17 protein-coding genes and 1 pseudogene are annotated in these 23,069 nt (G+C 38.6%); 10 read left to right on the forward strand and 8 right to left on the reverse strand.

All coding sequences use genetic code 11. From position 1 onward, the window contains the following. The first annotated feature begins 26 nt into the window (after positions 1-26). From LWE_RS13815 to LWE_RS13830, 4 genes are all read left to right on the forward strand, one after another. The gene (locus LWE_RS13815; protein ID WP_011703387.1) at positions 27-599 is read left to right on the forward strand and encodes an anthranilate synthase component II; all 573 of its coding nucleotides are present in this window, start codon (positions 27-29) and stop codon (positions 597-599) included. Further along, positions 596-2,302 (forward strand): aminodeoxychorismate synthase component I, encoded by a 1,707-nt coding sequence (gene pabB, locus LWE_RS13820; protein ID WP_011703388.1) that lies wholly within the window; start codon positions 596-598, stop codon positions 2,300-2,302. Before LWE_RS13815 ends, pabB begins: the two co-directional genes overlap by 4 nt. Positions 2,303-2,462: 160 nt before the next feature. Next, complete coding sequence (locus LWE_RS13825) at positions 2,463-4,184, forward strand: ABC transporter ATP-binding protein (RefSeq protein WP_011703389.1); 1,722 nt, start codon at positions 2,463-2,465, stop codon at positions 4,182-4,184. Further along, positions 4,184-5,956: an ABC transporter ATP-binding protein gene (locus LWE_RS13830; RefSeq protein ID WP_011703390.1), complete on the forward strand. Its 1,773-nt coding sequence runs from the start codon at positions 4,184-4,186 to the stop codon at positions 5,954-5,956. Before LWE_RS13825 ends, LWE_RS13830 begins: the two co-directional genes overlap by 1 nt. A 42-nt stretch (positions 5,957-5,998) precedes the next feature. Here the strand turns inward: LWE_RS13830 and pbpD1 are convergent, their stop codons facing one another. From pbpD1 to abc-f, 7 genes are all read right to left on the reverse strand, one after another. Then, positions 5,999-7,336 carry a D-alanyl-D-alanine carboxypeptidase PBPD1 gene (gene pbpD1, locus LWE_RS13835; RefSeq protein ID WP_011703391.1) on the reverse strand — a complete coding sequence of 446 codons (1,338 nt, stop codon included), beginning with the start codon at positions 7,334-7,336 and terminating at the stop codon, positions 5,999-6,001. Positions 7,337-7,514: 178 nt separating this feature from the next. Next, a complete protein-coding gene (locus tag LWE_RS13840; protein WP_011703392.1) occupies positions 7,515-9,182 on the reverse strand; it encodes a CocE/NonD family hydrolase in 1,668 nt (555 codons plus the stop codon). 107 nt (positions 9,183-9,289) lie between these two features. After that, positions 9,290-11,443: a DNA topoisomerase III gene (locus tag LWE_RS13845; RefSeq protein ID WP_011703393.1), complete on the reverse strand. Its 2,154-nt coding sequence runs from the start codon at positions 11,441-11,443 to the stop codon at positions 9,290-9,292. A 23-nt stretch (positions 11,444-11,466) separates the two neighbouring features. Next, positions 11,467-13,239, reverse strand: a complete 1,773-nt coding sequence (gene recQ / locus LWE_RS13850) for a DNA helicase RecQ (RefSeq protein ID WP_011703394.1) — start codon at positions 13,237-13,239, stop codon at positions 11,467-11,469. 160 nt (positions 13,240-13,399) lie between these two features. Then, positions 13,400-14,866, reverse strand: coding sequence for an IMP dehydrogenase (guaB, locus tag LWE_RS13855; RefSeq protein WP_011703395.1), 1,467 nt, complete (start codon positions 14,864-14,866; stop codon positions 13,400-13,402). Between the two features lie 283 nt (positions 14,867-15,149). After that, positions 15,150-15,680, reverse strand: a complete 531-nt coding sequence (locus LWE_RS13860) for an ADP-ribose-binding protein (RefSeq protein WP_011703396.1) — start codon at positions 15,678-15,680, stop codon at positions 15,150-15,152. Between the two features lie 57 nt (positions 15,681-15,737). Beyond that, the gene (abc-f, locus tag LWE_RS13865) at positions 15,738-17,348 is read right to left on the reverse strand and encodes a ribosomal protection-like ABC-F family protein (protein WP_011703397.1); all 1,611 of its coding nucleotides are present in this window, start codon (positions 17,346-17,348) and stop codon (positions 15,738-15,740) included. Positions 17,349-17,485: 137 nt separating this feature from the next. Here abc-f and LWE_RS14845 point away from each other — a divergent pair. The 6 genes and pseudogenes from LWE_RS14845 to LWE_RS13890 all read left to right on the forward strand — a co-directional run bounded on the left by LWE_RS14845 (position 17,486) and on the right by LWE_RS13890 (position 22,246). Beyond that, positions 17,486-17,812 (forward strand): annotated as a pseudogene (locus tag LWE_RS14845) (hypothetical protein). A 51-nt stretch (positions 17,813-17,863) separates the two neighbouring features. After that, complete coding sequence (locus LWE_RS13870) at positions 17,864-19,318, forward strand: glycoside hydrolase family 1 protein (protein ID WP_011703398.1); 1,455 nt, start codon at positions 17,864-17,866, stop codon at positions 19,316-19,318. Between the two features lie 43 nt (positions 19,319-19,361). Further along, a complete protein-coding gene (locus LWE_RS13875; RefSeq protein WP_003725315.1) occupies positions 19,362-19,664 on the forward strand; it encodes a PTS sugar transporter subunit IIB in 303 nt (100 codons plus the stop codon). Positions 19,665-19,696: 32 nt separating this feature from the next. Then, on the forward strand, positions 19,697-21,049 hold the full coding sequence (locus LWE_RS13880; RefSeq protein WP_011703399.1) for a PTS sugar transporter subunit IIC: 1,353 nt from the start codon (positions 19,697-19,699) through the stop codon (positions 21,047-21,049). 11 nt (positions 21,050-21,060) lie between these two features. Continuing rightward, positions 21,061-21,945, forward strand: coding sequence for a beta-glucoside kinase (gene bglK / locus LWE_RS13885; protein WP_011703400.1), 885 nt, complete (start codon positions 21,061-21,063; stop codon positions 21,943-21,945). Next, positions 21,938-22,246 carry a PTS lactose/cellobiose transporter subunit IIA gene (locus LWE_RS13890; RefSeq protein WP_011703401.1) on the forward strand — a complete coding sequence of 103 codons (309 nt, stop codon included), beginning with the start codon at positions 21,938-21,940 and terminating at the stop codon, positions 22,244-22,246. Before bglK ends, LWE_RS13890 begins: the two co-directional genes overlap by 8 nt. Positions 22,247-22,285: 39 nt before the next feature. Here LWE_RS13890 and LWE_RS13895 read toward each other — a convergent pair whose 3' ends face one another. Then, complete coding sequence (locus LWE_RS13895; protein WP_011703402.1) at positions 22,286-23,020, reverse strand: MurR/RpiR family transcriptional regulator; 735 nt, start codon at positions 23,018-23,020, stop codon at positions 22,286-22,288. Positions 23,021-23,069 lie beyond the last annotated feature (49 nt).

A 23,069-nucleotide genomic window follows, 5' to 3' on the forward strand; every position in this document is an offset into this window, starting at 1 on the left:
AACCGTTTTAGTTAGGGGGACTTTAAGTGATTTTATTAATTGATCATAATGATTCGTTTACATATAATTTATATCAATATTTTTTAGAACTTCAAGAAGATGTACATGTAGTCTCTGCTACAGATTTAACCCTTGAAAAACTACACCAACTTGCTCCTGAAATGGTTGTTCTTTCGCCTGGTCCTGGCTCCCCAGAAGATTTTCCTTTGAGTTTAGCGATTTTGAGTGAAATTAATGTTCCTATACTCGGGATTTGCCTTGGCCATCAAATGATTGGGCATTTTTTTGGTGCAAAAGTAGTTAGAGCGGACATCCCTGTTCACGGAAAAACTAGTATAATCTCGCATGATGGTTCAGGTTTGTTTGCTGGTCTTAATCCTAAATTCCAAGTAACCCGCTATCATTCTTTAGTGATAGCTCCTGATTCCGTTCCGGCCGATTTAAGAGTAACTGCTATGACTGAAAATGGTGTTTTGATGGCACTAGAGCATTTGAATAAAGCAATATACAGTGTCCAATTTCATCCAGAAGCAATTCTTTCTGAAAACGGTCACGCTATTTTAGAAAATTTTGTACGACTGGGGAGGAATGCCAAATGAGTTATTTGCGATTTGATTTTGAAGGCGAAGTAAAGATTTTTGAAAACCCATTGCAAGAATTTGTGGCACACCATTTATCAGAAGTTCTCCCAGCGATGAAAGCAGCGGAAGAAGCCCAAGATGCTGGTAAGTATGTTGCTGGTTTTGTAAGTTATGAAGCGGCTCCTGCTTTTCGGAGTAATTTGCAAACAAAAAAACCGTCAATGAACATGCCACTTGTCTGGTTTGGTGTATATGATCATTTTTCTGATGTTACTACTAAAAGCACAGATTCTGCACCACTTTCTTTTCAAATGGATACAAATTATTTCGATTACACGGAAAAAATAACTACCATCAAATCTGAAATTGCTGCTGGTAACACCTATCAAATGAACTACACCGTCCGCCTAAACAGTGATGTTCCTAGTAACTTTTCTGCCAAAGCAACTTATGAAACTTTACAAAAAGCTGGAAAAGCGAATTACACTGCGCTCCTATCGACTAATGAATTTGACATTATCTCCACTTCTCCAGAATTATTTTTTAAATGGAAGAAAAACACTTTAACTACTCGTCCAATGAAAGGCACTGTTCGACGTGGAACCACACAAAAAGCTGATTTAGAAGCACATGATTGGCTAAAAAATGATCCGAAAAATCGCGCAGAAAATGTAATGATTGTTGATTTACTGCGAAATGACCTCGGAATGATTGCAGTACCTGGGAGTGTGAAAGTTCCTAAATTAATGACTTTAGAGCCATATCCAACTGTTTGGCAAATGACTTCTACTGTAACAGCAGAGACGCTTCCAAATACAAGCTTAACATCAATATTTCAAGCGCTTTTCCCTTGTGGTTCAATAACTGGCGCCCCTAAAGCTCGAACAATGGAAATTATTTCGCAGTTAGAAGATTCTCCGCGCGACGTTTATTGTGGTGCAATTGGTTTTTTAGAACCTAACGGAGATGCCATTTTCAACGTTCCGATTCGTACTATTTCTATTGCAAATAAGAAAGCTACTTATGGCGTGGGTGGCGGCATTGTTTGGGATTCTGATGCGGAAAGTGAATTTTCCGAAGTCCATGCAAAAACAGCTCTCTTAGAAAAAATGCACCCATTTTCTTTAATTGAATGTTTGCGCCTTGAAAACGGGAGGCTTTTTCGAATAGATTTTCATTTAAAACGTCTTCAAACAAGTGCTGCGTTCTTTGGTTTCCCTTTTAATAGAAAAGAGATAGAGGCATTATGGCTGAAAAACGCGCAAAACAATACTACTGGTGTTTTTAAAATGCGCTTTTTACTCGATTTAGATGGAACGACACATTTAGAATTGACAAAAATAAGCGAACATAATAAAACGTTGACCGCTCAGCTTGCTAAAAATCCAATCTCGACGGACAATTCCTTTCTCTATCATAAAACTACTTCACGCTTTATGTATGAGAAACTAAAAAGTACTAAAACAGACGAGACTTTGCTTTGGAACGAACGCGGAGAATTAACAGAATTTATAAATGGTAATATAGTTCTAGCCAAAAATGGTTGTTTTTTCACGCCACCAGTAACTTCTGGTCTTCTTCCTGGCACAATGAGGGAGGAACTTTTAACTAAAAATAGAATTTCTGAAAAAGTATTAACAAAAAAAGACCTTTTTGATGCAGAGTCTGTATGGTTAATTAATAGTGTAAGAGGATTTGTAGAGGTCAAAATTCAACCTTAAAATTCATTATTTTTCACAATTTAAAATGATTTTTACACTTAAATTCGCCATAATTTCGCCATATTTATGATTTTCGAAAAAAATACTTGCAAATTTTCACAATCTATATTAGAATATGTGTTCGTACGTCTTTATTTCCATTTTCCAAGGGAGGAAAATCATGAAAGTATTGTTTCACCATCTCAAAAATTACAAGCTACAAGCAACGCTATCTACCTTGTTTGTAGTAGTCATGGTTATCTCACAACTGTGGCAACCAAAATTACTTCAGCAAGTCCTAGACGCCATCATGAAAGACAATATGGATGAAATTTCTTCCATAGGCGCACTTCTAATCGGTATTGCCGCAGTTGGCCTTATCGCTGGGATTCTAAACACAATTCTTTCAGCCAAAGTCGCTCAAGGCGTTGGCGCAGATATTCGTGAATCTAGTTTCCGCAAAATCCAAACATTTTCATTCAGTAATATTGAAAAACTTTCAACAGGTAATCTCGTTGTTCGTCAAACTAACGACATTACGCAAGTACAAAATTTAGTGATGCTTTCTTTACAATCGCTAACACGGATTCCTATCATGTTTATCGGGGCTTTTATCCTGGCGATGTTTACTTTACCTGAATTATGGTGGGTAATTATTGTGCTCGTTGTCCTGGTTGTCCTGATTGTGGTCTTCACTTTCGGTTCTATGGGGAAACATTTCGCGATTATCCAAAAATTAATTGACCGAGTGAATTCTATTGCGAAAGAAAACCTTGCTGGAATGCGCGTCGTTAAATCTTTTGTCCAAGAAGATAATGAAATCGGTCGTTTTACAACAGTAAGTGATAAATTAACACGTCACACTATCATTGTTGGGACACTTTTCTCTGTAATGATTCCTGCATTTATGCTCGTTTCTAACTTAGCCATTGTTGTTTCTATTTTCTTTGTTGGTGACATGGCTGCTGATAATCCTGAAGTTATCGGGGCTATCGCCTCATTTATGAACTACTTAATGCAAATTATGATGGCAATTATTATTGGTGGAATGCTGATGATGATGGCTTCTCGTGCGCTTATTTCCTTGAAACGTATTACCGAAGTTCTTGAAACAGAACCAGATATTACCTACAACGAAAATGCACCAGAACAAGATTTAGAAGGTACTGTTGAGTTCCGCAATGTTAGTTTCAAGTACGATGGAGATGATACTGCTGCGCTTAAAGATATTTCATTTAAAGCTAACGTTGGCGAAATGATTGGGATTGTTGGCGCTACAGGATCCGGTAAATCCACTCTTGCCCAGCTGATTCCTCGTCTTTATGATCCAACTGAAGGGGAAGTTATTATCGGCGGAACCAACCTAAAAGACATCAATAAAAAAACGCTTCGTAGCACAGTTTCCTTCGTACTACAACGCGCAATCCTTTTTTCTGGAACCATTGCCGACAATTTGCGTCATGGTAAAAAAGATGCAACAACGGAAGAAATGGAGCATGCAAGTAAAATAGCACAGGCGAAAGAGTTCATTGACAAGCAAGCAAAACTTTATGAAGCGTCTGTTTCTGAGCGTGGAAACAACTTTTCTGGCGGACAAAAACAACGTCTATCCATTACACGTGGCGTGATTGGCTCTCCGAAAGTACTTATTCTCGATGATAGTACGAGCGCGCTTGATGCAAAATCCGAGAAATTAGTCAAAGAAGCACTCAACAAAGAACTGGATGACACCACTACTTTCATCATTGCACAAAAAATCTCTTCTGTTATTCAAGCAGATAAAATTCTTGTGCTTGACCAAGGTAAACTAGTTGGTGTTGGTTCGCATAAAGAACTCTTGAAAGAAAATGAAATCTACCGTGAAATTTACGACACTCAAAAAGGCAAGGAGGTAACCGCATAATGAAAGAGTTTAAACAAATTAGCCGTTTTTTCTGGCATTATCTCCGGGGTTATAAGCCTCAACTTTTTGTTATTTTAATTGCTGTAATTTTCGCGACATATCTTCAAGTAAAAGCACCCCAATATATTGGTAACGCTGTTCAAGAGCTTGGTGATTATGTTGTCCGTTTAATGCAAACTGGAGTGGATGATAAGAGTGATTTCATTCATATCATTTGGATGCTGATTCTCTGCTATGTGCTGCTTGCTGGTGCTACTTTTATCCAAAGTATCATTATGACAGGGGTAGCTGGTAAATCGACGAATAGAATGCGTATAGGGCTTTTCCGCAAGATGGAAAAACTATCGATTCGTTTCTTTGATAGCCGTAATGATGGAGAAATGCTTAGTCGCTTCACTAGTGACTTGGATAACATCTCCAACACACTTAACCAAGCTTTGATTCAAGTATTATCAAACATTGCACTGATGATTGGTGTTATTATCATGATGTTCCAACAAAACGTCGAACTAGCCTTCGTTACTTTAATATCTGCACCGTTTGCGATAATTATTGCCACTATCATCATCCGAAAAGCTCGTAAGTACGTGGATATTCAACAAGACGAATTAGGTGTGCTAAATGGTTACATTGATGAAAAAATTTCTGGTCAAAAAATCATTATCACCAATGGTTTAGAAGAAGAAACTATTGATGGCTTTGTAAAACAAAATAATATCGTTAAAGACGCCACTTATAAAGGTCAAGTATACTCTGGTTTACTTTTTCCTATGATGCAAGGTATTTCATTATTAAATACGGCGATCGTCATCTTCTTTGGTGGATGGTTAGCTTTAAATGGTGATTTAGAACGTACAGCCGCTCTTGGGTTAATCGTTATGTTCGTTCAATATTCGCAACAGTTCTATATGCCACTAACACAAATTTCGTCCCAATATAGTTTACTACAACTAGCAATTACTGGTGCACGTCGTGTTAGCGAAGTATTTGCGGAAGAAGAAGAGGTTGAACGCGCTAACTTACAAACCATTGACGGTATTCATAAAGGTGTCAAACTAGATCATGTTGATTTCGCTTATGATCCTGAAAAACCGGTCCTAAAAGATGTTTCGATTGATGTAAGTAAAGGAAAAATGGTTGCACTTGTAGGGCCAACTGGTTCTGGTAAAACAACTGTTATGAACTTGCTGAATCGTTTCTATAATGTTGATGGTGGTTCCATTCTCTTTGATGATATTGACATTCGTGACATTCGACTGGATTCCTTACGAAAACAAGTTGGTATCGTATTGCAAGATTCTGTATTATTTACTGGAACTATTCGTGATAATATCGTTTTCGGTAAACCCGAAGCGACGGATGAAGAGGTTCTTGATGCAGCTAAACAAGCAAATATCCATGATTTCATTATGAACTTAGAAAATGGATACGATACAGAAATTAGTGATGAAAACAATATTTTCAGTGTTGGCCAAAAACAACTAATGAGTATCGCTAGAACTATTATTACAAACCCATCTCTTCTTATTCTTGATGAAGCTACTAGTAACGTAGATACCGTAACTGAAAGCAGAATCCAAAAAGCAATGGATAATGTTATCTCTGGTAGAACAAGTTTCGTCATTGCGCATCGCTTGAAAACCATCCTTGATGCCGACCATATCGTCGTATTGCACCAAGGAGAAGTAATTGAGCAAGGTAACCATGATGAACTAATGAAGGCAAAAGGATTTTATTCCGAGCTATATCATAATCAATTCGTTATTGAATAAAAAAAAGTCGATTTCCAAATTTAGGAAATCGACTTTTTTATGTTAATTAAACCAACCTTTTACGCCATCTGCTATATAGTTACCAGCGCTTGTAAAGAATGAGCCGACTGCTTGAGCGGAAAGTGCAAACCAATTTGCTTTTTCTACGTCATTAGCAGTTAATACATCAATATTTTCTGTTTGTTTCCCATCTAGGTAACCTAATTTGTCGCCACCTTTTAAGGATACTTCCATTTCACCCACTGCTGTATTTTTCTTAACAGGAACTTCTAATGTTTTGTCTTTTAATGTTACTTTTGTGCTTAGTTTAGGTGCATTATCATTTTTTGGTACGACTAGCTTCACTGCATCTTTTGTAACGAGTCCAACTGTATCTTCTTTTCCTTTATCTACTGCAATTGATGAAGGATCTTTCACTTTGGATCCAGCTTTTTGAACTTCTTTTACTTTAAAATTATTAAAGGAATAATCTAGCATTTTGTTCGTTTCATCAAAACGCGCACTTGTATGTTCTCCCGCGCCACCACCATTAGCATGAAGCACAACTGTAATAACACGCATACCGTCTTCTACAGCAGTCGCAGTTAAGCACATACCTGCATAATCAGTTGTTCCTGTTTTCAAGCCATCTACACCTTTACGACCATAAATTAAACCTGGTAGTAACCAGTTCCAGTTTGTCATGTCGATTTGATCAGATGTGCCTTTGCGGAATTCTTTTTTAGTTGTACTAGCTGTTTTAAGGACTTCTGGGTAATCTTTAATTAAATGTTTCGCAAGTTTTGCCATACCGCGAGCCGTCATTTTATTTTCATCTTTCGGGCCGCCTACTTGCTGGCCACCTTTTAAATCTTCATTATTAAGACCTGTAGAATTCACAAATTGGTGTTCGCCTAGTTTTAATTTTTCTGCTTTTTTATTCATTAAATCAACAAAAGCTTTTTCAGAACCAGCGACTTTTTCGGCAATAGCAATTGCAGCACCATTTGCAGAATAGATTGCCATTGCTTCGTATAATTCTTGTACAGTGTATTCTTCGCCCAGCCTTAGTGGTACGTTTGATAATGATCTATCTTGAGAGACTTTATACGCATATTCGGAAATGGTTACTTTATCATCCCATTTGATTTTTCCATCATTAATTGCTTCCAGTAACAAGTATTCATCCATCATTTTCGTCATGGAGGCGATACCCATTAATTTATCAGCATCTTTTGAATATAAAATTTTACCAGTACTTTCCTCAATCGCGATGGCTGCATTTGCATTAACGGTTGGTTCTGCCGCGGCTTGTGCTGCTTTCGGACTCACTAAGAAGCCACTTACTGCGAGGGATACTGCCATAATCGCGATCCCTGTCTTTTTAATTATCTTTTTCACTGCAACTTCTCCTTCATTTGAGCAAACTATTGGCTCTTTTTATCTATATTTTAATAAAGAAACCTATTTTAAAATTCCCTTTTTGAAATAGGTTTCATTTTTTTGACGGATACTTTCATATTTTACCATGATTTAGTAGCGTCGTATATAAAACTTTTCGCCCATAAGCCCTAATGCTCTAACGAATAATTGGCAGAAGGATATGGGACGGGTATTCTGGGCTATGATAGATTGTTTGGTGCGCAATTTGGCTTTTAGTTGAATTAATGAAGCTATCGCCAGTATTTGGATTTGGGTCGAATCTCGGGAAATTACTTGAAGATATTTCGATGCGGATCTGATGTCCTTTTTTGAATAGATTACTCGTTGCCCATAAGTCGATTGTGTATTGATTAATATTATTTTGAACACTATCTCCGTGCTGTTTGTTAGCTCGGATAATCCCGTCTGCTAGGTTAAATGCTGTTCCGTCTGGAAAAACATCCACTAATTTAGCAGTAAAATCAGTGTTTGGCGCATCTGTTTTCGCCCATAATTTCACTTGGATTTCTCCTGTAATTTCTAGCGCTTCTTCTAATGGAGCGGTTGAATAACAAAGAATGTCTTCACGCATTTCTAGGTGCTTTTGATCACGAGGACCATCTGCATGTAACTCTTTGTGTAAAGTTCCACCGCCATTTGATGGGACTGGGTTTTCCGGGTCATAGCTGAATTTTGCTTCATAAGCGGTTGTTGGTGGGGTGAATTCTGCACTTACTGCACCAGATTTAAAATAAAGAGGTGTTGTGACTGCATTTTTCGGCGGCCAAGTTTCAGATGTTTTCCAATCATTTAATCCCATAACAAAATAGTTCACTGCTGGCATTTCTGGTAACGGCTCTTGTTTTAACCAATGATTGAACCACTCCAGATGTCTTGCATGCATATTTGCTTCGCCCCATTTAGTTGCAGCCATACCAAAATCACGATCTCCAATCATTTGCGTGAAATTAGCATGTGTCCATGGGCCAATAACGAGCTTATCGCCAAGTTTACGACAATGACCATTTTGAAAATTAGCGATTGTTTTGTCTAAAAAGCAGTCATACCAACCAGCTACATGGAGTCCTGGCACACTAATTTTATCGTAATTACTTTTTGCATCGATTTTTTGCCAGTGGTTATGTGTCGGCTCATAGTGGAGAAGTTCCGAAAAATAAGGCATTTCTTCCCGACCAATCGCAGGCCAATCTTTATATGGTTTGAATTTATATAGTGAGTCAAGATTATCTAGGTTTTTCATTAAAGCATTAACTGCTTGTTCTAGTTCTTCACTCGTGTTGTATTTACGAGTTAGCATATTTGGAAGCATTGATTCTAAGTTCCAAGTCTCCCACATTCCTAATTCTAGCGCACCATCATGATCGTTAAATACATCTGTCATACTATTTTGCGCCATAATTGGAGCCATCGCTTTCAAATGTTTATTACCACTCATCGCAGCTAAAATTTGCGTATATCCATAGTACGATAAACCAAACATACCAACATCCCCATTTGAATACGGTAAATTCGCTGCCCACTCAATTGTGTCATATCCATCGTCTACTTCTGCTATGTATGGAACAAATTCTCCTTCTGATTTATATCTGCCACGAACATCTTGAACTATGACAATGTAGCCTTGCTCTGCCAAAATATTAGGGCGTATAAAATGGAGCCCATAAGACTTGCTATATGGTAATCTTGTTAGCAATACTGGATACTTCCCTTCATCCGCAGGGCGATATATATCTGCGTAAAGAGTTACTCCGTCGCGCATTTTGGCTGGAATATCTGTTTCTATTATTAATTGATTATGTTTCACGTGAAACATCTCCTTTTGATATTGATTGTCATTTTATTGTTTCGTATACGGAGGACTATGTCAAACAAAGCGACCCACTCATATTGAGTGGGTCGCTTTGTTTAAGCTTATTTATCTAGTTTTAATTTTGCAAGTGCTTCTGCCATTGGGTTGTTAAATGGTTCCTCATCTTGCTTGTTTTGTTTTTTCATGAATTTAGCTACATCCGTTTTGGATACATTTTTGTTTTTTTCTTTATCACGACGTTGTTGGAATGCAGTTAGTTTTTCACGATGGCCACACACACATACGAAAATCTGTTTGTCCCCTTCGCCGCGCATTTCCATCCGTTTATGACAATTTGGACAACGTGCATTCGTCGTTCTTGAAACGGATTCGCGGTGACCACATTCTCGGTCCTGACAAACAAGCATCGTGCCTCGTTTGCCTTTCACTTTTAGCATTGGCTTTCCACAATCCGGGCATTTTTGTGATGTAATATTATCATGACGGAATTTTTTATCGTTTTGTTTGATTTCAGTTACTGCTTTTTTAGCATAATCCCGCATTTCCGCAGTAAATTTGCGATAATCAAGTTCACCTTTTGCGATTTTTGATAGTTTTTGTTCCCATCGTGCAGTTAATTCTGGAGATTTTAGGTCTTCCGGGACTAGTTCTAATAATTGGCGACCTTTAGAAGTAATTTGGATATCCTTGCCTTGTTTTTCTAACGAGAAGCTGTTGAACAGTTTTTCGATGATATCCGCACGGGTTGCGACTGTTCCAAGGCCACCAGTTTCACCAAGCGTTTTGGCTAGAGCTTTGTTCGTAGTTTCCATATATTTAGATGGATTTTCCATTGCGGAAAGTAAGGTGGCCTCGTTAAACCTAGCTGGAGGTTTCGTTTTGCCTGTTTCTAAATTAACTCTTTTAACCGGGATTGTGTCGCCTTTTTTCATTTTAGTTAGTTGGTCAGGTTCACGCGCCTCCCCGTAAATGCTTTTCCAACCAAGCGATTTAATAACCTTACCTTTTAAAGTAAAATCTTCTTGACCAATTTTAGCTTTTACAGAAGTTTCTTCGTAAATATAAGGATCCGAAAGCACTGCTAAGAAGCGCTTAACAACTAAATCATAAATTTTCCGTTCCTTGTCACTTAAATCTCCGAGTGATACTGGTTGCTCGGTAGGAATGATTGCGTGATGATCGCTTACTTTGCTGTTATCGACAAACGATTTGTTTGCTTTGATAGGTTTCCCGCTGATTTGGCGAGCAGCTTTTGCATTTTCTCCAACACCACAAGCTGTTAAACGTTCTTTAAGTGTAGGCACAATATCTGTTGAAATAAATCGCGAATCTGTTCTTGGATAAGTTAATACTTTATGGCGTTCGTATAATGTTTGCATAATATTAAGTGTTTCTTTAGCTGAAAAATCATATCGATTGTTAGCATCCCGTTGTAGTTCGGTTAAATCATACAATCCAGGCGAGAAAGTTTTCTTTTCTTTCATGGAAACATCTGTAATTACTGCATTTTCACCTTGTAAAGATTTCACCAATTTTTCGGCTAAAGCTTTATCAAATGTTTGACCAATGTTCCACGTGAAACATTCTTGCTCTGTTTGTGCGGTAATTCTATAGTATTCTCGTGGTTGAAAGTTGCGTATTTCTTCTTCACGATGCTGAATCATTGCAAGAGTCGGGGTTTGCACACGACCACATGATAGTTGCGCATTATATTTTGTTGTTAGAGCACGTGTAGCATTAATACCAACTACCCAGTCAGCTTCAGAGCGAGCAACAGCGGAATGATAAAGATTTTCGTAAGCTTTTCCTGGTTTTAAGTGTTCAAATCCTTCACGTATCGCCTTGTCTGTTACAGAAGAAATCCACAGTCTTTTTAGTGGTTTCTTGATTTTTGCATAATCAATAATCCAGCGAGCTACTAATTCTCCTTCTCGTCCTGCATCTGTCGCTATAACGATGGTAGTTATATCAGTACGATTCATTAATTTTTTAACCGTTTCATATTGTTTTCGGGTTTGTTTGATTGGTTCTAGTTTCATTTTTTCTGGAAGCATTGGTAAATCTTCCATGTTCCAATTCTTGTACTTAGAATCATAACGTTCTGGGTCAGCTAGTGTCACTAAATGACCAAGCGCCCAAGTTACTACATATTTCCCACCTTCTAAATAGCCATTTTTACCTTGTTTAGCCCCGAGTACGCGGCCAATATCTTTACCGACAGACGGTTTCTCTGCCAGCACTAATGTTTTTGTCATCTGTCAAAATCCTCTCTTATATATTATTTTGATGCCTCTTGTTGCAACACAACTAAAAATTCAGCGCCATATTTATCGCGTTTCATAGCGCCTATTCCTTTGACTTCTAGTAGCGCCTCTTCTGTTTGTGGCATGTAGGCGCACATTTCACGTAAAGTTTCATCCGAAAAAATGATATATGGCGGCACTTTGTGTTTCGCCGCTAATTCTCGACGGACTTCCCGTAATTTCTCAAAAAGTTCACTGTTTACATCTATTTTAACTTTTTCAGCACGTTTCGCTTGTTTCCGTTCCACTTTTAGCTCGCCTCTTAAAACAGATACTGCTCTGTCGGTAAGTTTTAATGAAGGGAATTGGCTATCGGTTGGTTGCAAATATTTTTCTGCGGTGAGGTAATCGATTAATTGTAACACATCTTTTTGGGATACCTCTCTCATCAAGCCATAGGTGCTTAGTTCATCAAATCGCCAATCTTTTACTTTTTGATCAGCAGAACCTGTCAACACCTTGGCAATTAGCACTTTCCCGAAACGCTCTCCCATTCTTTTAACACAAGAAAAAACTTGTTGCGCTAAAATCGTAACATCCGTGACTTCCCTCGTATCTAAGCAATTGCTACACTTACCACAGTTTTCCTCGTCATCTCCAAAATACTGAACGATGTACTTCTGCAAACAGATTTCGGTATAGCCATAGCCCGTCATTTGGCGCAGCTTAGCAAATTCATTTTGTTTACGTTCATCATCCATTTCGGATTGTTCAATTAAAAACTGTTGGATGCGGCTATCTTGCGGGGAAAACAACAAAATACAATCACTTGGAACCCCGTCCCGTCCCGCACGGCCAGCTTCTTGATAATAAGCTTCGATATTGCGTGGAATATTATAATGAATAACAAAGCGCACATTGGATTTGTTAATTCCCATCCCAAAAGCATTTGTCGCCACAATTACACGAATATCATCATACAGAAACTTCTCCTGCCAATCTTTTCGCGCTAAATCGGTCATGCCACCATGGTACATCCCAGATTCAACGCCTTTTTTAAGCAAAAAACTGTGTATTCGCTCCACTTCTTTTCTTGTAGAGGCATAAATAATTCCTGATTCTGTCGCATTTTTCATTAAATAATCAATTAAATACTTATCTTTATCTTGTCCTTTTACTACTTGAAATGCTAAATTATCTCGAGAAAATCCAGTTTTGACAACGGAATTTGGTTTTATTTTTAATAATCGGCAAATATCATCTGAAACAGCTTGTGTTGCTGTAGCAGTAAGCGCGATAACAAGCGGCCGCCTAGTCATTTTGTCCAAACTATTGCATAGTGTTAGGTAACTTGGTCTAAAGTCATGACCCCACTGCGAAATACAATGCGCTTCATCAATCGCAAATAATGATATAGGTACCTGCTCGATTAGACGCTGGAACCCTGGTGTTTCAATACGTTCAGGCGCAATATAAAGCATCTTTAGTTCTCCAGAAAACGCGGCATCTAAGCGGATATCTATTTCTCTATTAGTAAGCGTACTATTAATAAAAGTAGCTGCAATCCCTTCGGAGACTAATGCATCTACTTGATCCTTCATCAGTGAAATTAGCGGAGAAACGACAATGGTTAAACCGTCAAAAAGAAGTGCTGGAATTTGGTAACAAAGGGACTTCCCACCGCCAGTAGGCATGATTGCTAACGTATCTTCACCCGCGCAAAGTTTTGAAATAACATCTACTTGCCCATCTCGAAAGTCTTGATAACCAAAATTTTGCTGTAAAATAGCTCTTGCTTGTTCTATCATTATCTTTTTTCACGCCTCCTCTATAGAAATAGTATAGCGGTTTTATGACCTTAATTGAAGCTTTTTGAGGAAATTCATTTTTTCTCGTATTATTCTTACTTTTATAGTAAAAATGAAAAAGCAGAAACCTCTTTTGGAAGAGATTCCTGCTTTTTCGACCTTAAGAAATGCTATAGTTTGGTGCTTCTTTTGTAATTTGAATATCATGTGGATGACTTTCACGAAGTCCGGCACCTGTCATACGAACGAAAGCCGCCTCTTCGCGAAGATGTCTTAAATCAGCTGAACCGGTGTAGCCCATACCTGAACGAATACCCCCAACTAATTGGAAGATAATATCAGCTACAGAACCTTTGTAAGGGACACGTCCTTCGATACCTTCTGGAACAAGTTTTTTCGCATCTGCTTGGAAATAACGATCTTTAGAACCATGCTCCATTGCTGCCAAACTGCCCATACCACGATAAGTTTTAAACTGACGACCTTGGAAAATCTCTGTTTCACCAGGGCTTTCGTCTGTACCAGCGAGCATACTTCCTAGCATAACCGCATTCCCTCCAGCAGCTAGTGCTTTCACGATATCTCCCGAGTATTTAATACCACCGTCAGCGATAATTGTTTTACCAAATTCGCGCGCAACAGTCGCACAATCATAAATAGCAGTGATTTGCGGCACTCCTACACCTGCAACAACACGGGTAGTACAGATGGATCCAGGGCCAATACCCACTTTGACAATATCAACGCCAACTTCAAATAGAGCACGTGCTCCTTCAGATGTTGCAACATTCCCAGCAACAATTACTATATCTTTAAATGTTTGACGAATTTCAGAAATTTTATTAATCACGCCAGCTGAATGTCCGTGCGCAGTATCAATAACAATTGCATCCACGCCAGCTTCGATTAATTTCTCAACACGTACAAATGTATCATTCGTAATCCCGACTGCAGCTGCAGCAAGTAGTCTACCGTGCTTATCTTTAGCAGAGTTAGGAAATTCAATTACTTTTTCAATATCTTTAATAGTGATGAGACCCTTAAGTATACCAGCTTCGTCAACAAGTGGTAATTTCTCGATGCGGTGCTTTTGCAAAATCTGTTCAGCTTGTTTTAACGTAGTTCCAACTGGTGCTGTTACTAAGTTTTCCTTTGTCATAACATCTTTAATTACTGTAGAATAATCGGAAATAAAACGTAAATCACGGTTGGTTAAAATCCCAACTAGTTTGCGCTCCTGCTCGTTATTAACGATTGGAACACCAGAAATACGATATTTACCCATTAAATGTTCCGCAGCAAACACTTGATGATCTGGAGTTAAATAAAACGGATCAATAATAACGCCACTTTCGGAACGTTTTACTTTTTCGATTTCTTCCGCTTGCTGTTCGATACTCATATTCTTATGAACAACACCAATTCCACCTTGGCGCGCAATTGCAATCGCCATTTTAGCTTCTGTAATTGTGTCCATTCCAGCACTCCAAATTGGTACATTTAATTTGAGTGATGGAGCCATTTCTACACTTAAATCTACATCATTTGGTAGTACGTCCGATTTCGCTGGAACAAGTAATACATCATCAAATGTTAAGCCTTCTTTTGCAAATTTTGTTTCCCACATGGGTCGCAAACACTCCTTTTTATTGGTACTAGCTTTTTTATATAGAAAAAACGCATCATCCTCTCCTTATTTACATAAAGAAAAAATGGTGGAAAATATCCACATCATGCGACTTGTCTTCTATAATCATGCTGAAATAGCCAATGTATATTTTTAGTTATTGAATATGATGTTACAAGAAGCTAGGGGCTATGTCAAGGAGGTTTTCGTTGTTTTTTTATTCAGAAAATACAGTAATAATGTTTCACGTGAAACATTTTAAAAAGCCGTCTAAGATTATCTCTTAAACGACTTCACTGTTTATTATTTTGTTATAAATTTTTAGGTTTTCTTCATCATAACAAACAAAACGTATTTCTTTAATACTTGAGTCATACTCTTCTTCTGACCATTTACGAACAGTATAAAGAGCTACTTCTGCTGCTAGTTTTTTAGGGAAGCCATATACACCAGTAGAAATATTAGGAAAAGCAATAGATGTTAAATCCTTACCATTAGCTAAATCTAGCGCTTTCCAGTAACAAGAAGCTAGTTTGTTTGCTTCTTGATGGTCGCCATCTTTCCATATTGGTCCTACTGCATGAATAATATAACGCGCTTTTAAGTCACCTGCGGATGTGATGACAGCCTCACCCGCTGGACATGATTTAATTCGAGTGATAACTGCTTGACACTCTTTTAATAAATCAGGACCTGCCGCTTGATGAATGGCACCGTCCACTCCTCCACCACCTAAAAGTCCTGGGTTAGCAGCATTTACAATGACATCCACATTTTGTTCAGTAATGTCACCTTTTACAACTGTTATCTCCATACCATCACCTCTTTTCTTCATTCTAATTTATTTTGAGAGCGATTTCCAGCAAGGCGATTATCTACGTTTACTGGTTGCATAACTGTAATTACCTTCATAAACGGTTAATTGTTTATTCTCAAGCCAAATTACTTTTGAACAGAGTTGATCAATAAAATAACGATCGTGTGATACGGTAATAATTGTGCCAGTAAATGTGCGAATTGCTTCTTCTAAAATTTCACGCGAGGCGATATCCAAATGGTTGGTCGGCTCATCGAGAATCAGCGTGTTTACTGGCATATTAATAAATTGCGCCAGTCTAAGTCGCATCCGCTCACCACCACTAATATTCGCTACTTTTCGGAAAACCATTTCTCCATAAAACATGAAACCTGCTAGCATTTGTCGCGCTTCTCCTTCTGTCACAGCAACCTTGTCACGAAACGCTTCAAGTACTGTCATCTCTTCATTCAACTCTTCCATTTGTTGTGAAAGTGAGGCGATTTTCACGCTTGCACCGACCTTTACATTACCACAATCCGGTCTTACTTTTCCTTCCATCATTTTAAGTAAAGTAGATTTCCCAGCACCATTTTCGCCAATAATCGCTACTCGTTCTCCTTGTCTAATTTGCAAAGAAACATCTTGTACAATTTCTTTTTCGTTAAACGATTTGCTTAAATTCTCCATAACGACTACTTCTTGCCCACTTCGATTAGCTTCATCGAATTGTAATTGCATTTGTTTTTGTGTTAATACTGGGCGTTTCACTTTTTCCATTCGTTCTAATGCTCGTTCCATATTTTTTGCCCGACGAAACATTGCATCGTTTGGCGGATTAGCTTGCATTGCCCACTGGCGCAAACGTTTGATGGCTTGCTGCATCTTTTTGATTTTCTTTTGTTGGTCTTTGTAGTCTTGGAATTCTCGCAATAATCGTTCTTCTCGTTCTTTTAAATATCCTGAAAAATTCGTATGATAAATAATTAATTCACGGTTCTCAAGCTCCACCATTTTCTGGACTACCTCATCTAAGAAGTAGCGATCATGGGATACAACTAACACGGTTCCAGCATAATGTTGTAAAAACGAGGTCAACCATTCTACCGCCAACAAATCTAAGTGGTTCGTTGGTTCATCTAATAGTAATAAGTCTGTTTTCTGTAATAATAAATGCGCTAATGCTGCCTTAGTTTTCTCACCACCGCTTAAATTTTTCCATTTTTGCGGTAATAGCGATTCAATCCCTAACCCATTCACTACCTTATTCAAATTAGCGTCCATTTCATATCCACCGAGCTCGCCAAACAAAGCCATTTTATCTCCATAGCGGTTCATTAGTTTTTCACTTGGATTCGTTGCCATCTCCTCTTCTAATGAACGTAATTCTTTTTCTAGATTCTCTAGCTCTCCAAGGCTAGTCCGCAAATATTGTTCTACTATTGTATTAGGGTCTACTGTCGACAATTGTTCTAACAGGCCAATTTTCGCACCTTTTTTACTAGTGACAATTCCGCTATCAACACTTTCTAATCCTTTTAAAATTTTCAAAATAGTACTCTTACCTTCCCCATTTCGACCAATTAATCCAACACGTTCACCTTCTTCCAATTGAAGGGATACTTTTTCTAAAATAATATCTCCAGTAAAACTTTTAACCACATCATTCATTGCTACTATTGTCATTTTATCCTCCATTTATCCAAGGAAGCACAGCAAAATGTTTCACGTGAAACATTTTTTAGACAACAAAAAAGCGTCAGACAAGCGCCCGACGCCCATTATAAGTATAATACCAATTTAGCACTATACAAACCGATTGCGTGACTCCATGCTTCTCTCATTTTTTCTCGTTATACAGTTTTTTGGGCAGACTTCACCAATGTAACTGCAATACCGGAAAAAATTGCACGGACAATATATAAAAACTTAGCTATACTACTGCGTGCATTCAAAAGAAACATGTCATCTCACCTCTTTTCATTAATATATATAGAATAATGGATGCCAAAGTAAATGTCAATTGTTCTTCTCATCACATGCACGAAACACAGCGTTTCAGCTCAGAAACTTATACCATTGATATGAAACACGAACCTAAAGTGCCGAAATCTATTTACCATTCAGCCGAAACCGTTTACATTAGTTAAGCAAGCAAAACTAAAACAGACTAATCGCACATAATTTTTGGAGGTGCCATAATGGAACATAATAAGTTGAAACCTTTCCCAAAAGATTTTCTATGGGGATCAGCTTCTGCAGCGTATCAAGTAGAAGGTGCCTGGAATGAGGATGGCAAAGGACCATCTGTATGGGATGAATTTGTTCGTATTCCTGGAACAACATTTAAAGAAACAAACGGCGATGTAGCGGTGGATAATTACCATCGTTATAAAGAAGACGTAGCGCTAATGGTTGAACAGGGTCTAAAAGCATATCGCTTTTCTGTCGCATGGAGTCGCGTTGTCCCGCATGGTAACGGGGAAGTTAACGAAGCTGGACTTAAATTCTATGATAATTTAATTGATGAACTTCTTTCTTATGGGATTGAGCCAGTCGTTACACTTTATCATTGGGATATTCCGCAAGGGCTTCAAGATGAATATGGTGGATGGGAATCGCGCAAAGTTGTAGAAGATTTCACTAACTACGCTGCCCTTCTATTCGATCGCTTTAATGGCCGAGTTAAGTACTGGGTAACCCTTAATGAACAAAATGTATTTATCTCACATGGTTACAAATTAGCGTATCACCCGCCTGGCGTTTCTGATGACAAGCGTATGTTTGCAGCAAATCATAATGCGAACTTGGCGAATGCTTCTGCAATTGCTAAATTCCGCGAGTTAGGTACTTCTGGAAAAATTGGACCAAGTTTTGCATATGGACCAAGTTACTCCATTGATGCTAACCCAGCGAATGTTCTCGCTTCTGAAAACTCCGAAGAATTCAATGCTCATTTCTGGATGGATGTTTACACATGGGGTGAATATCCTACCGCTACTTGGAACTGGCTGGAAGAGCACGGTCTAGCACCAGAAATCTTACCAGGTGATACAGAACTTCTGAAAAAAGGAAAACCTGATTTCATGGGAGTTAACTATTATCGCTCCATGACGCATGCATTTAATGGAAAAGACGGTGTTGGTTCTGGAAAAATGAATACAACTGGCGAAAAAGGCACTTCCGAGGAAACTGGTGTACCGGGGTTATATAAAAACACCAATAATCCTTACTTAGAGAAAACGAATTGGGACTGGGATATTGATCCAACTGGCTTGCGCATTGGCTTACGTAGAATTACTAACCGCTATAAATTACCAATCATGATTACAGAAAATGGTCTTGGCGAGTATGATAGCCTAACGGAAGACCATAAAATCCATGATGAGTACCGGATTGAATACATTCGTGCACATGCACTAGCAATCCAAGAAGCAATCACGGACGGCGTAGAGATGCTCGGTTACTGCACTTGGAGTTTCACAGATTTACTAAGTTGGTTAAATGGTTACCAAAAACGTTACGGTTTCGTCTATGTTGACCGTGACGAAAATGATGAAAAAGAATTAAAACGCTACAAAAAAGACAGTTTTTACTGGTATAAAAAGACAATTGAAGCAAACGGAGCTAATTTAGTAGAAGAACAGGGCAAATAAGCCTTGTTCTCTCTGCTTCAACCAATTTGGGAGGGAAATACTAATGAAAAAAATACTACTTGTTTGTGCGGCTGGGATGTCTACAAGTTTACTCGTGACTAAAATGAAAGCGCACGCAACCTCTATCGGGGAAGAAATTGAAATTGAAGCATTACCAGTATCAGAAGCTAGCAGTGTAGTAGACAAAATGGACATTGTTATGCTTGGACCTCAAGTCCGTTATCAAAAACCGCAAGTAGATGAACTTGTACAGGGTCGTATTCCTGTCATTGTGATTGATATGAAAGATTATGGTATGTTAAACGGGAAAGCCGTACTTGAAAAAGCTTTCGCGGAGATTGGATAAAGGGTTTTCATTTAAAATAGGGAGGTTTTAAAATGAGTATAATGTCAAAATTTGAACACGGCATGGAACGTGTTTTAGTACCAGTAGCGAATAAATTGAACTCGCAGCGCCATATTGCAGCAATTCGTGATGCATTTATTTTAGTTTTCCCATTAATTATGGCCGGTTCCATTATTACGTTAATTAACTTTGCAGTGCTATCCCCTGATGGCTTTATTGCAAAAATCTTATTCTTAGGGAAAATCTTCCCTAATTTATCGGATGCACAAGCAGTATTTTCGCCAGTAATGCAAGGTTCAACCAATATTATGGCGATTTTAATTGTATTCTTGGTCGCGCGGAACCTCGCCATCTTCTTTAAACAGGATGATTTGCTCTGTGGACTTACCTCGATTGGTGCATTCTTTATCGTCTATACACCTTACACAGTTGTTGATAATGCTTCCTATATGACAATTAAATTTCTAGGTGCACAAGGTCTTTTCGTTGCTATTATCGTAGCGATTATTACTGGAGAAGTATTTAGCCGACTAGCTAGATCTCCTCGTTTAATGATAAAAATGCCTGACCAAGTTCCACCAGCAGTGGCTCGTTCTTTTAAAGTATTAATTCCAGTTATTATCATTACTATTCTTTTCTCTGTCATTAACTACTTAATCACGTTAATCGCTCCAGAAGGTTTAAACGATCTTGTTTACACGGTTATTCAAGCACCTCTTAAAGACATGGGTACAAATGTTTTCTCTGTTATTATCATTGGTCTTGTATCTAACTTACTTTGGGTGCTTGGTATTCACGGTCCTAACACCGTGGCGGCTATTCGTGACACCATTTTTACTGAACCAAACTTAGATAACTTATCTTATGTAGCACAGCATGGATCTGCTTGGGGCGCGCCTTACCCGGCAACATGGGCAGGCTTAAATGACGGCTTCGCAAACTATGGTGGATCTGGTATGACACTAGGTTTACTGATTGCTATTTTTATCGCATCACGCCGTGCAGACTACCGCGATATCGCAAAACTCTCACTTGCACCAGGGATTTTCAACATCAATGAACCAGTTATTTTCGGTTTACCAATCGTATTAAATCCAATTATGGTTATTCCTTTCATTATTACACCAGCAATCAATACGTTAATTGGTTACTTCTTTATCACAACAAAACTTATTCCACCTGTCGCCTATCAAGTGCCTTGGACAACTCCAGGACCACTGATTCCATTCCTTGGTACAGGAGGAAACTGGCTCGCGCTTCTGGTCGGCTTGCTCTGTCTTGCCGTCGCAACAGTCATTTATCTACCATTCGTACTTGTATCTAACAAAATTGCCGCGAGTGATGCTGCAATGGACAAAAATGCAACAGCCTCAACGGAACAATAGGATGTGACAAAATGAAAATTGCAGCTTTTGATATCGGTGGAACGGCCCTTAAAATGGGGGTCGTTTTGCCGCATGGTGAAATTATTTTAACAAAATCAGCCGAAATTAGTGGTAGCGACGGTGAGCAAATTTTAGCAGAAATGAAAGTGTTTCTTGCTGAAAATACGGATGTGACGGGCATCGCAGTCAGCGCACCGGGCTATGTGAATCCGAAAACTGGGCTTATCACAATGGGCGGCGCTATCCGTAGATTTGATAACTTTAATTTGAAAGAATGGCTCGAAGCTGAAACTGGGCTTCCTGTTGCCATCGAAAATGACGCTAATTGTGCCCTACTTGCTGAAAAGTGGCTTGGTAAAGGGCAAGAATTAGATGATTTTCTTTGTTTAACTATTGGTACTGGAATTGGTGGTGGGATCTTTTCTAACGGTGAGCTAGTTCGTGGCGGTCGTTTCCGCGCTGGTGAATTTGGTTATATGTTTAGCGAACGTCCTGGTGCTTTTCGGCCTGGTAGATATACCCTAAACGAAACTACAACCATGCTCGTTCTTCGTAGACAATACGCGGAACTTACTGGGCGCCCTTTGGAAGAGATTACTGGTGAAGAAATTTTTGCTAATTATGACGCGCACGACGCCGTCTCAGAACGACTTGTTACTGAGTTTTATACCGGGATTTGTACGGGGCTTTATAATTTAATTTACCTGTTCGATCCAACGCACATTTTTATCGGTGGCGGAATTACAAGCCGCCCTACTTTTATCGCGGAGCTAAAGCATCATATGGAGAGCTTTGGACTTCGTGACACAATTATCGAAACAGCTACACATAAAAACCAAGCTGGCCTACTCGGCGCAGTGTATCACTTTTTACAGGAGGAAAATAAACATGGATGAAATGGAAACAGTCATTTTTGGCATGATTAGCCAAGTTGGTTCTGCGAGAAGCAGTTACTTAGAAGGGCTTCGTGCGGCTCGTGAAGGCAATTTCGAGGAAGCAGAAGCAAAACTACAAGAAGGTAGCGAAACTCTTGCAAATGGTCACCACGAGCATCATAAACTAATCCAAAAAGAAGCTTCCGGTGAAAAAGTAGAAATTCAATTACTTTTAATCCATGCAGAAGACCTACTCATCACAACAGAAACATTAAGAGAAGTTGTCACTGAGTTCGTACATGTATATAAAAAAATAAGCTAAAGAAAAGCGTGTAGGTCACGAAAACCTACACGCTTTTCATTATTCTGTTTGTTCTTGATTATAATTTTTCTTCGCCATTGCTTCCAGTAAAAAAAGTACCGGAATTTGCGTTGTAATATTGGTTTTATCGACCATCTCTTGCGTGACATAATAGGGAATGTTAACGTCAGATAAGTCTGCAAGCGTATTATGGCTTGTATTAGTGATACTAATAATCCGACTACCATATTGCTGCATATTTTGCGCCTGCTCAAGCACCTGATCTGTTTCACCTGACACAGAAAGTATAATCATTACTGCTTTATTTTTAAATTGTTCTCCCGGATTAGGATAAAATGGATCTTTAATATAAAAAGTCCGCTTCTTCATATTGGAAAAAAAGCGACTGCCATATTCTGCCAAAATCCCTGATGTCCCAATTCCGAAAAAGACGACCAAATCAGCTTCATTGATAATTTCTGCTGCTGCATCTAGCACTTGGTCATAATCACGATTCATTGTTCGCTCAAAAAATTCTTCTAAAACTTCTACTGTATCTGCAGTTTTTTTCTTGACCTCACGTGTCGCTTCTTGTTTCAATTTCACTTTGAATTCCGAGAAACCTTCACACCCTAGTTTTCTAGTAAAACGGACGATAGAAGCTGGAGAGACGTGTGTAACTTCTGAAAGCTCACGCACTCTCATAAACATAACTTTGTCCCGATTATCCATTATGTAACGGTATAAATGATGCTCTGTCTCTGTAAATTGCCTAATCACTTCATACGAAAACATAAGTTTATTCACCTCATCTGTATCAGTATTTCCCGGGAAATAAAAACAG

Source organism: Listeria welshimeri serovar 6b str. SLCC5334, assembly GCF_000060285.1.
Lineage (GTDB): Bacteria > Bacillota > Bacilli > Lactobacillales > Listeriaceae > Listeria > Listeria welshimeri.

Coding starts and splice junctions, on each gene's coding strand:
- pabB (WP_011703388.1), top strand. CDS start 596: ATGAGTTATTTGCGATTTGATTTTGAAGGCGAAGTAAAGATTTTTGAA.
- LWE_RS13825 (WP_011703389.1), top strand. CDS start 2,463: ATGAAAGTATTGTTTCACCATCTCAAAAATTACAAGCTACAAGCAACG.
- LWE_RS13830 (WP_011703390.1), top strand. CDS start 4,184: ATGAAAGAGTTTAAACAAATTAGCCGTTTTTTCTGGCATTATCTCCGG.
- LWE_RS13845 (WP_011703393.1), bottom strand. CDS start 11,443: ATGACAAAAACATTAGTGCTGGCAGAGAAACCGTCTGTCGGTAAAGAT.
- recQ (WP_011703394.1), bottom strand. CDS start 13,239: ATGATAGAACAAGCAAGAGCTATTTTACAGCAAAATTTTGGTTATCAA.
- guaB (WP_011703395.1), bottom strand. CDS start 14,866: ATGTGGGAAACAAAATTTGCAAAAGAAGGCTTAACATTTGATGATGTA.
- LWE_RS13860 (WP_011703396.1), bottom strand. CDS start 15,680: ATGGAGATAACAGTTGTAAAAGGTGACATTACTGAACAAAATGTGGAT.
- abc-f (WP_011703397.1), bottom strand. CDS start 17,348: ATGACAATAGTAGCAATGAATGATGTGGTTAAAAGTTTTACTGGAGAT.
- LWE_RS13870 (WP_011703398.1), top strand. CDS start 17,864: ATGGAACATAATAAGTTGAAACCTTTCCCAAAAGATTTTCTATGGGGA.
- LWE_RS13875 (WP_003725315.1), top strand. CDS start 19,362: ATGAAAAAAATACTACTTGTTTGTGCGGCTGGGATGTCTACAAGTTTA.
- LWE_RS13880 (WP_011703399.1), top strand. CDS start 19,697: ATGAGTATAATGTCAAAATTTGAACACGGCATGGAACGTGTTTTAGTA.
- bglK (WP_011703400.1), top strand. CDS start 21,061: ATGAAAATTGCAGCTTTTGATATCGGTGGAACGGCCCTTAAAATGGGG.
- LWE_RS13890 (WP_011703401.1), top strand. CDS start 21,938: ATGGATGAAATGGAAACAGTCATTTTTGGCATGATTAGCCAAGTTGGT.
- LWE_RS13895 (WP_011703402.1), bottom strand. CDS start 23,020: ATGTTTTCGTATGAAGTGATTAGGCAATTTACAGAGACAGAGCATCAT.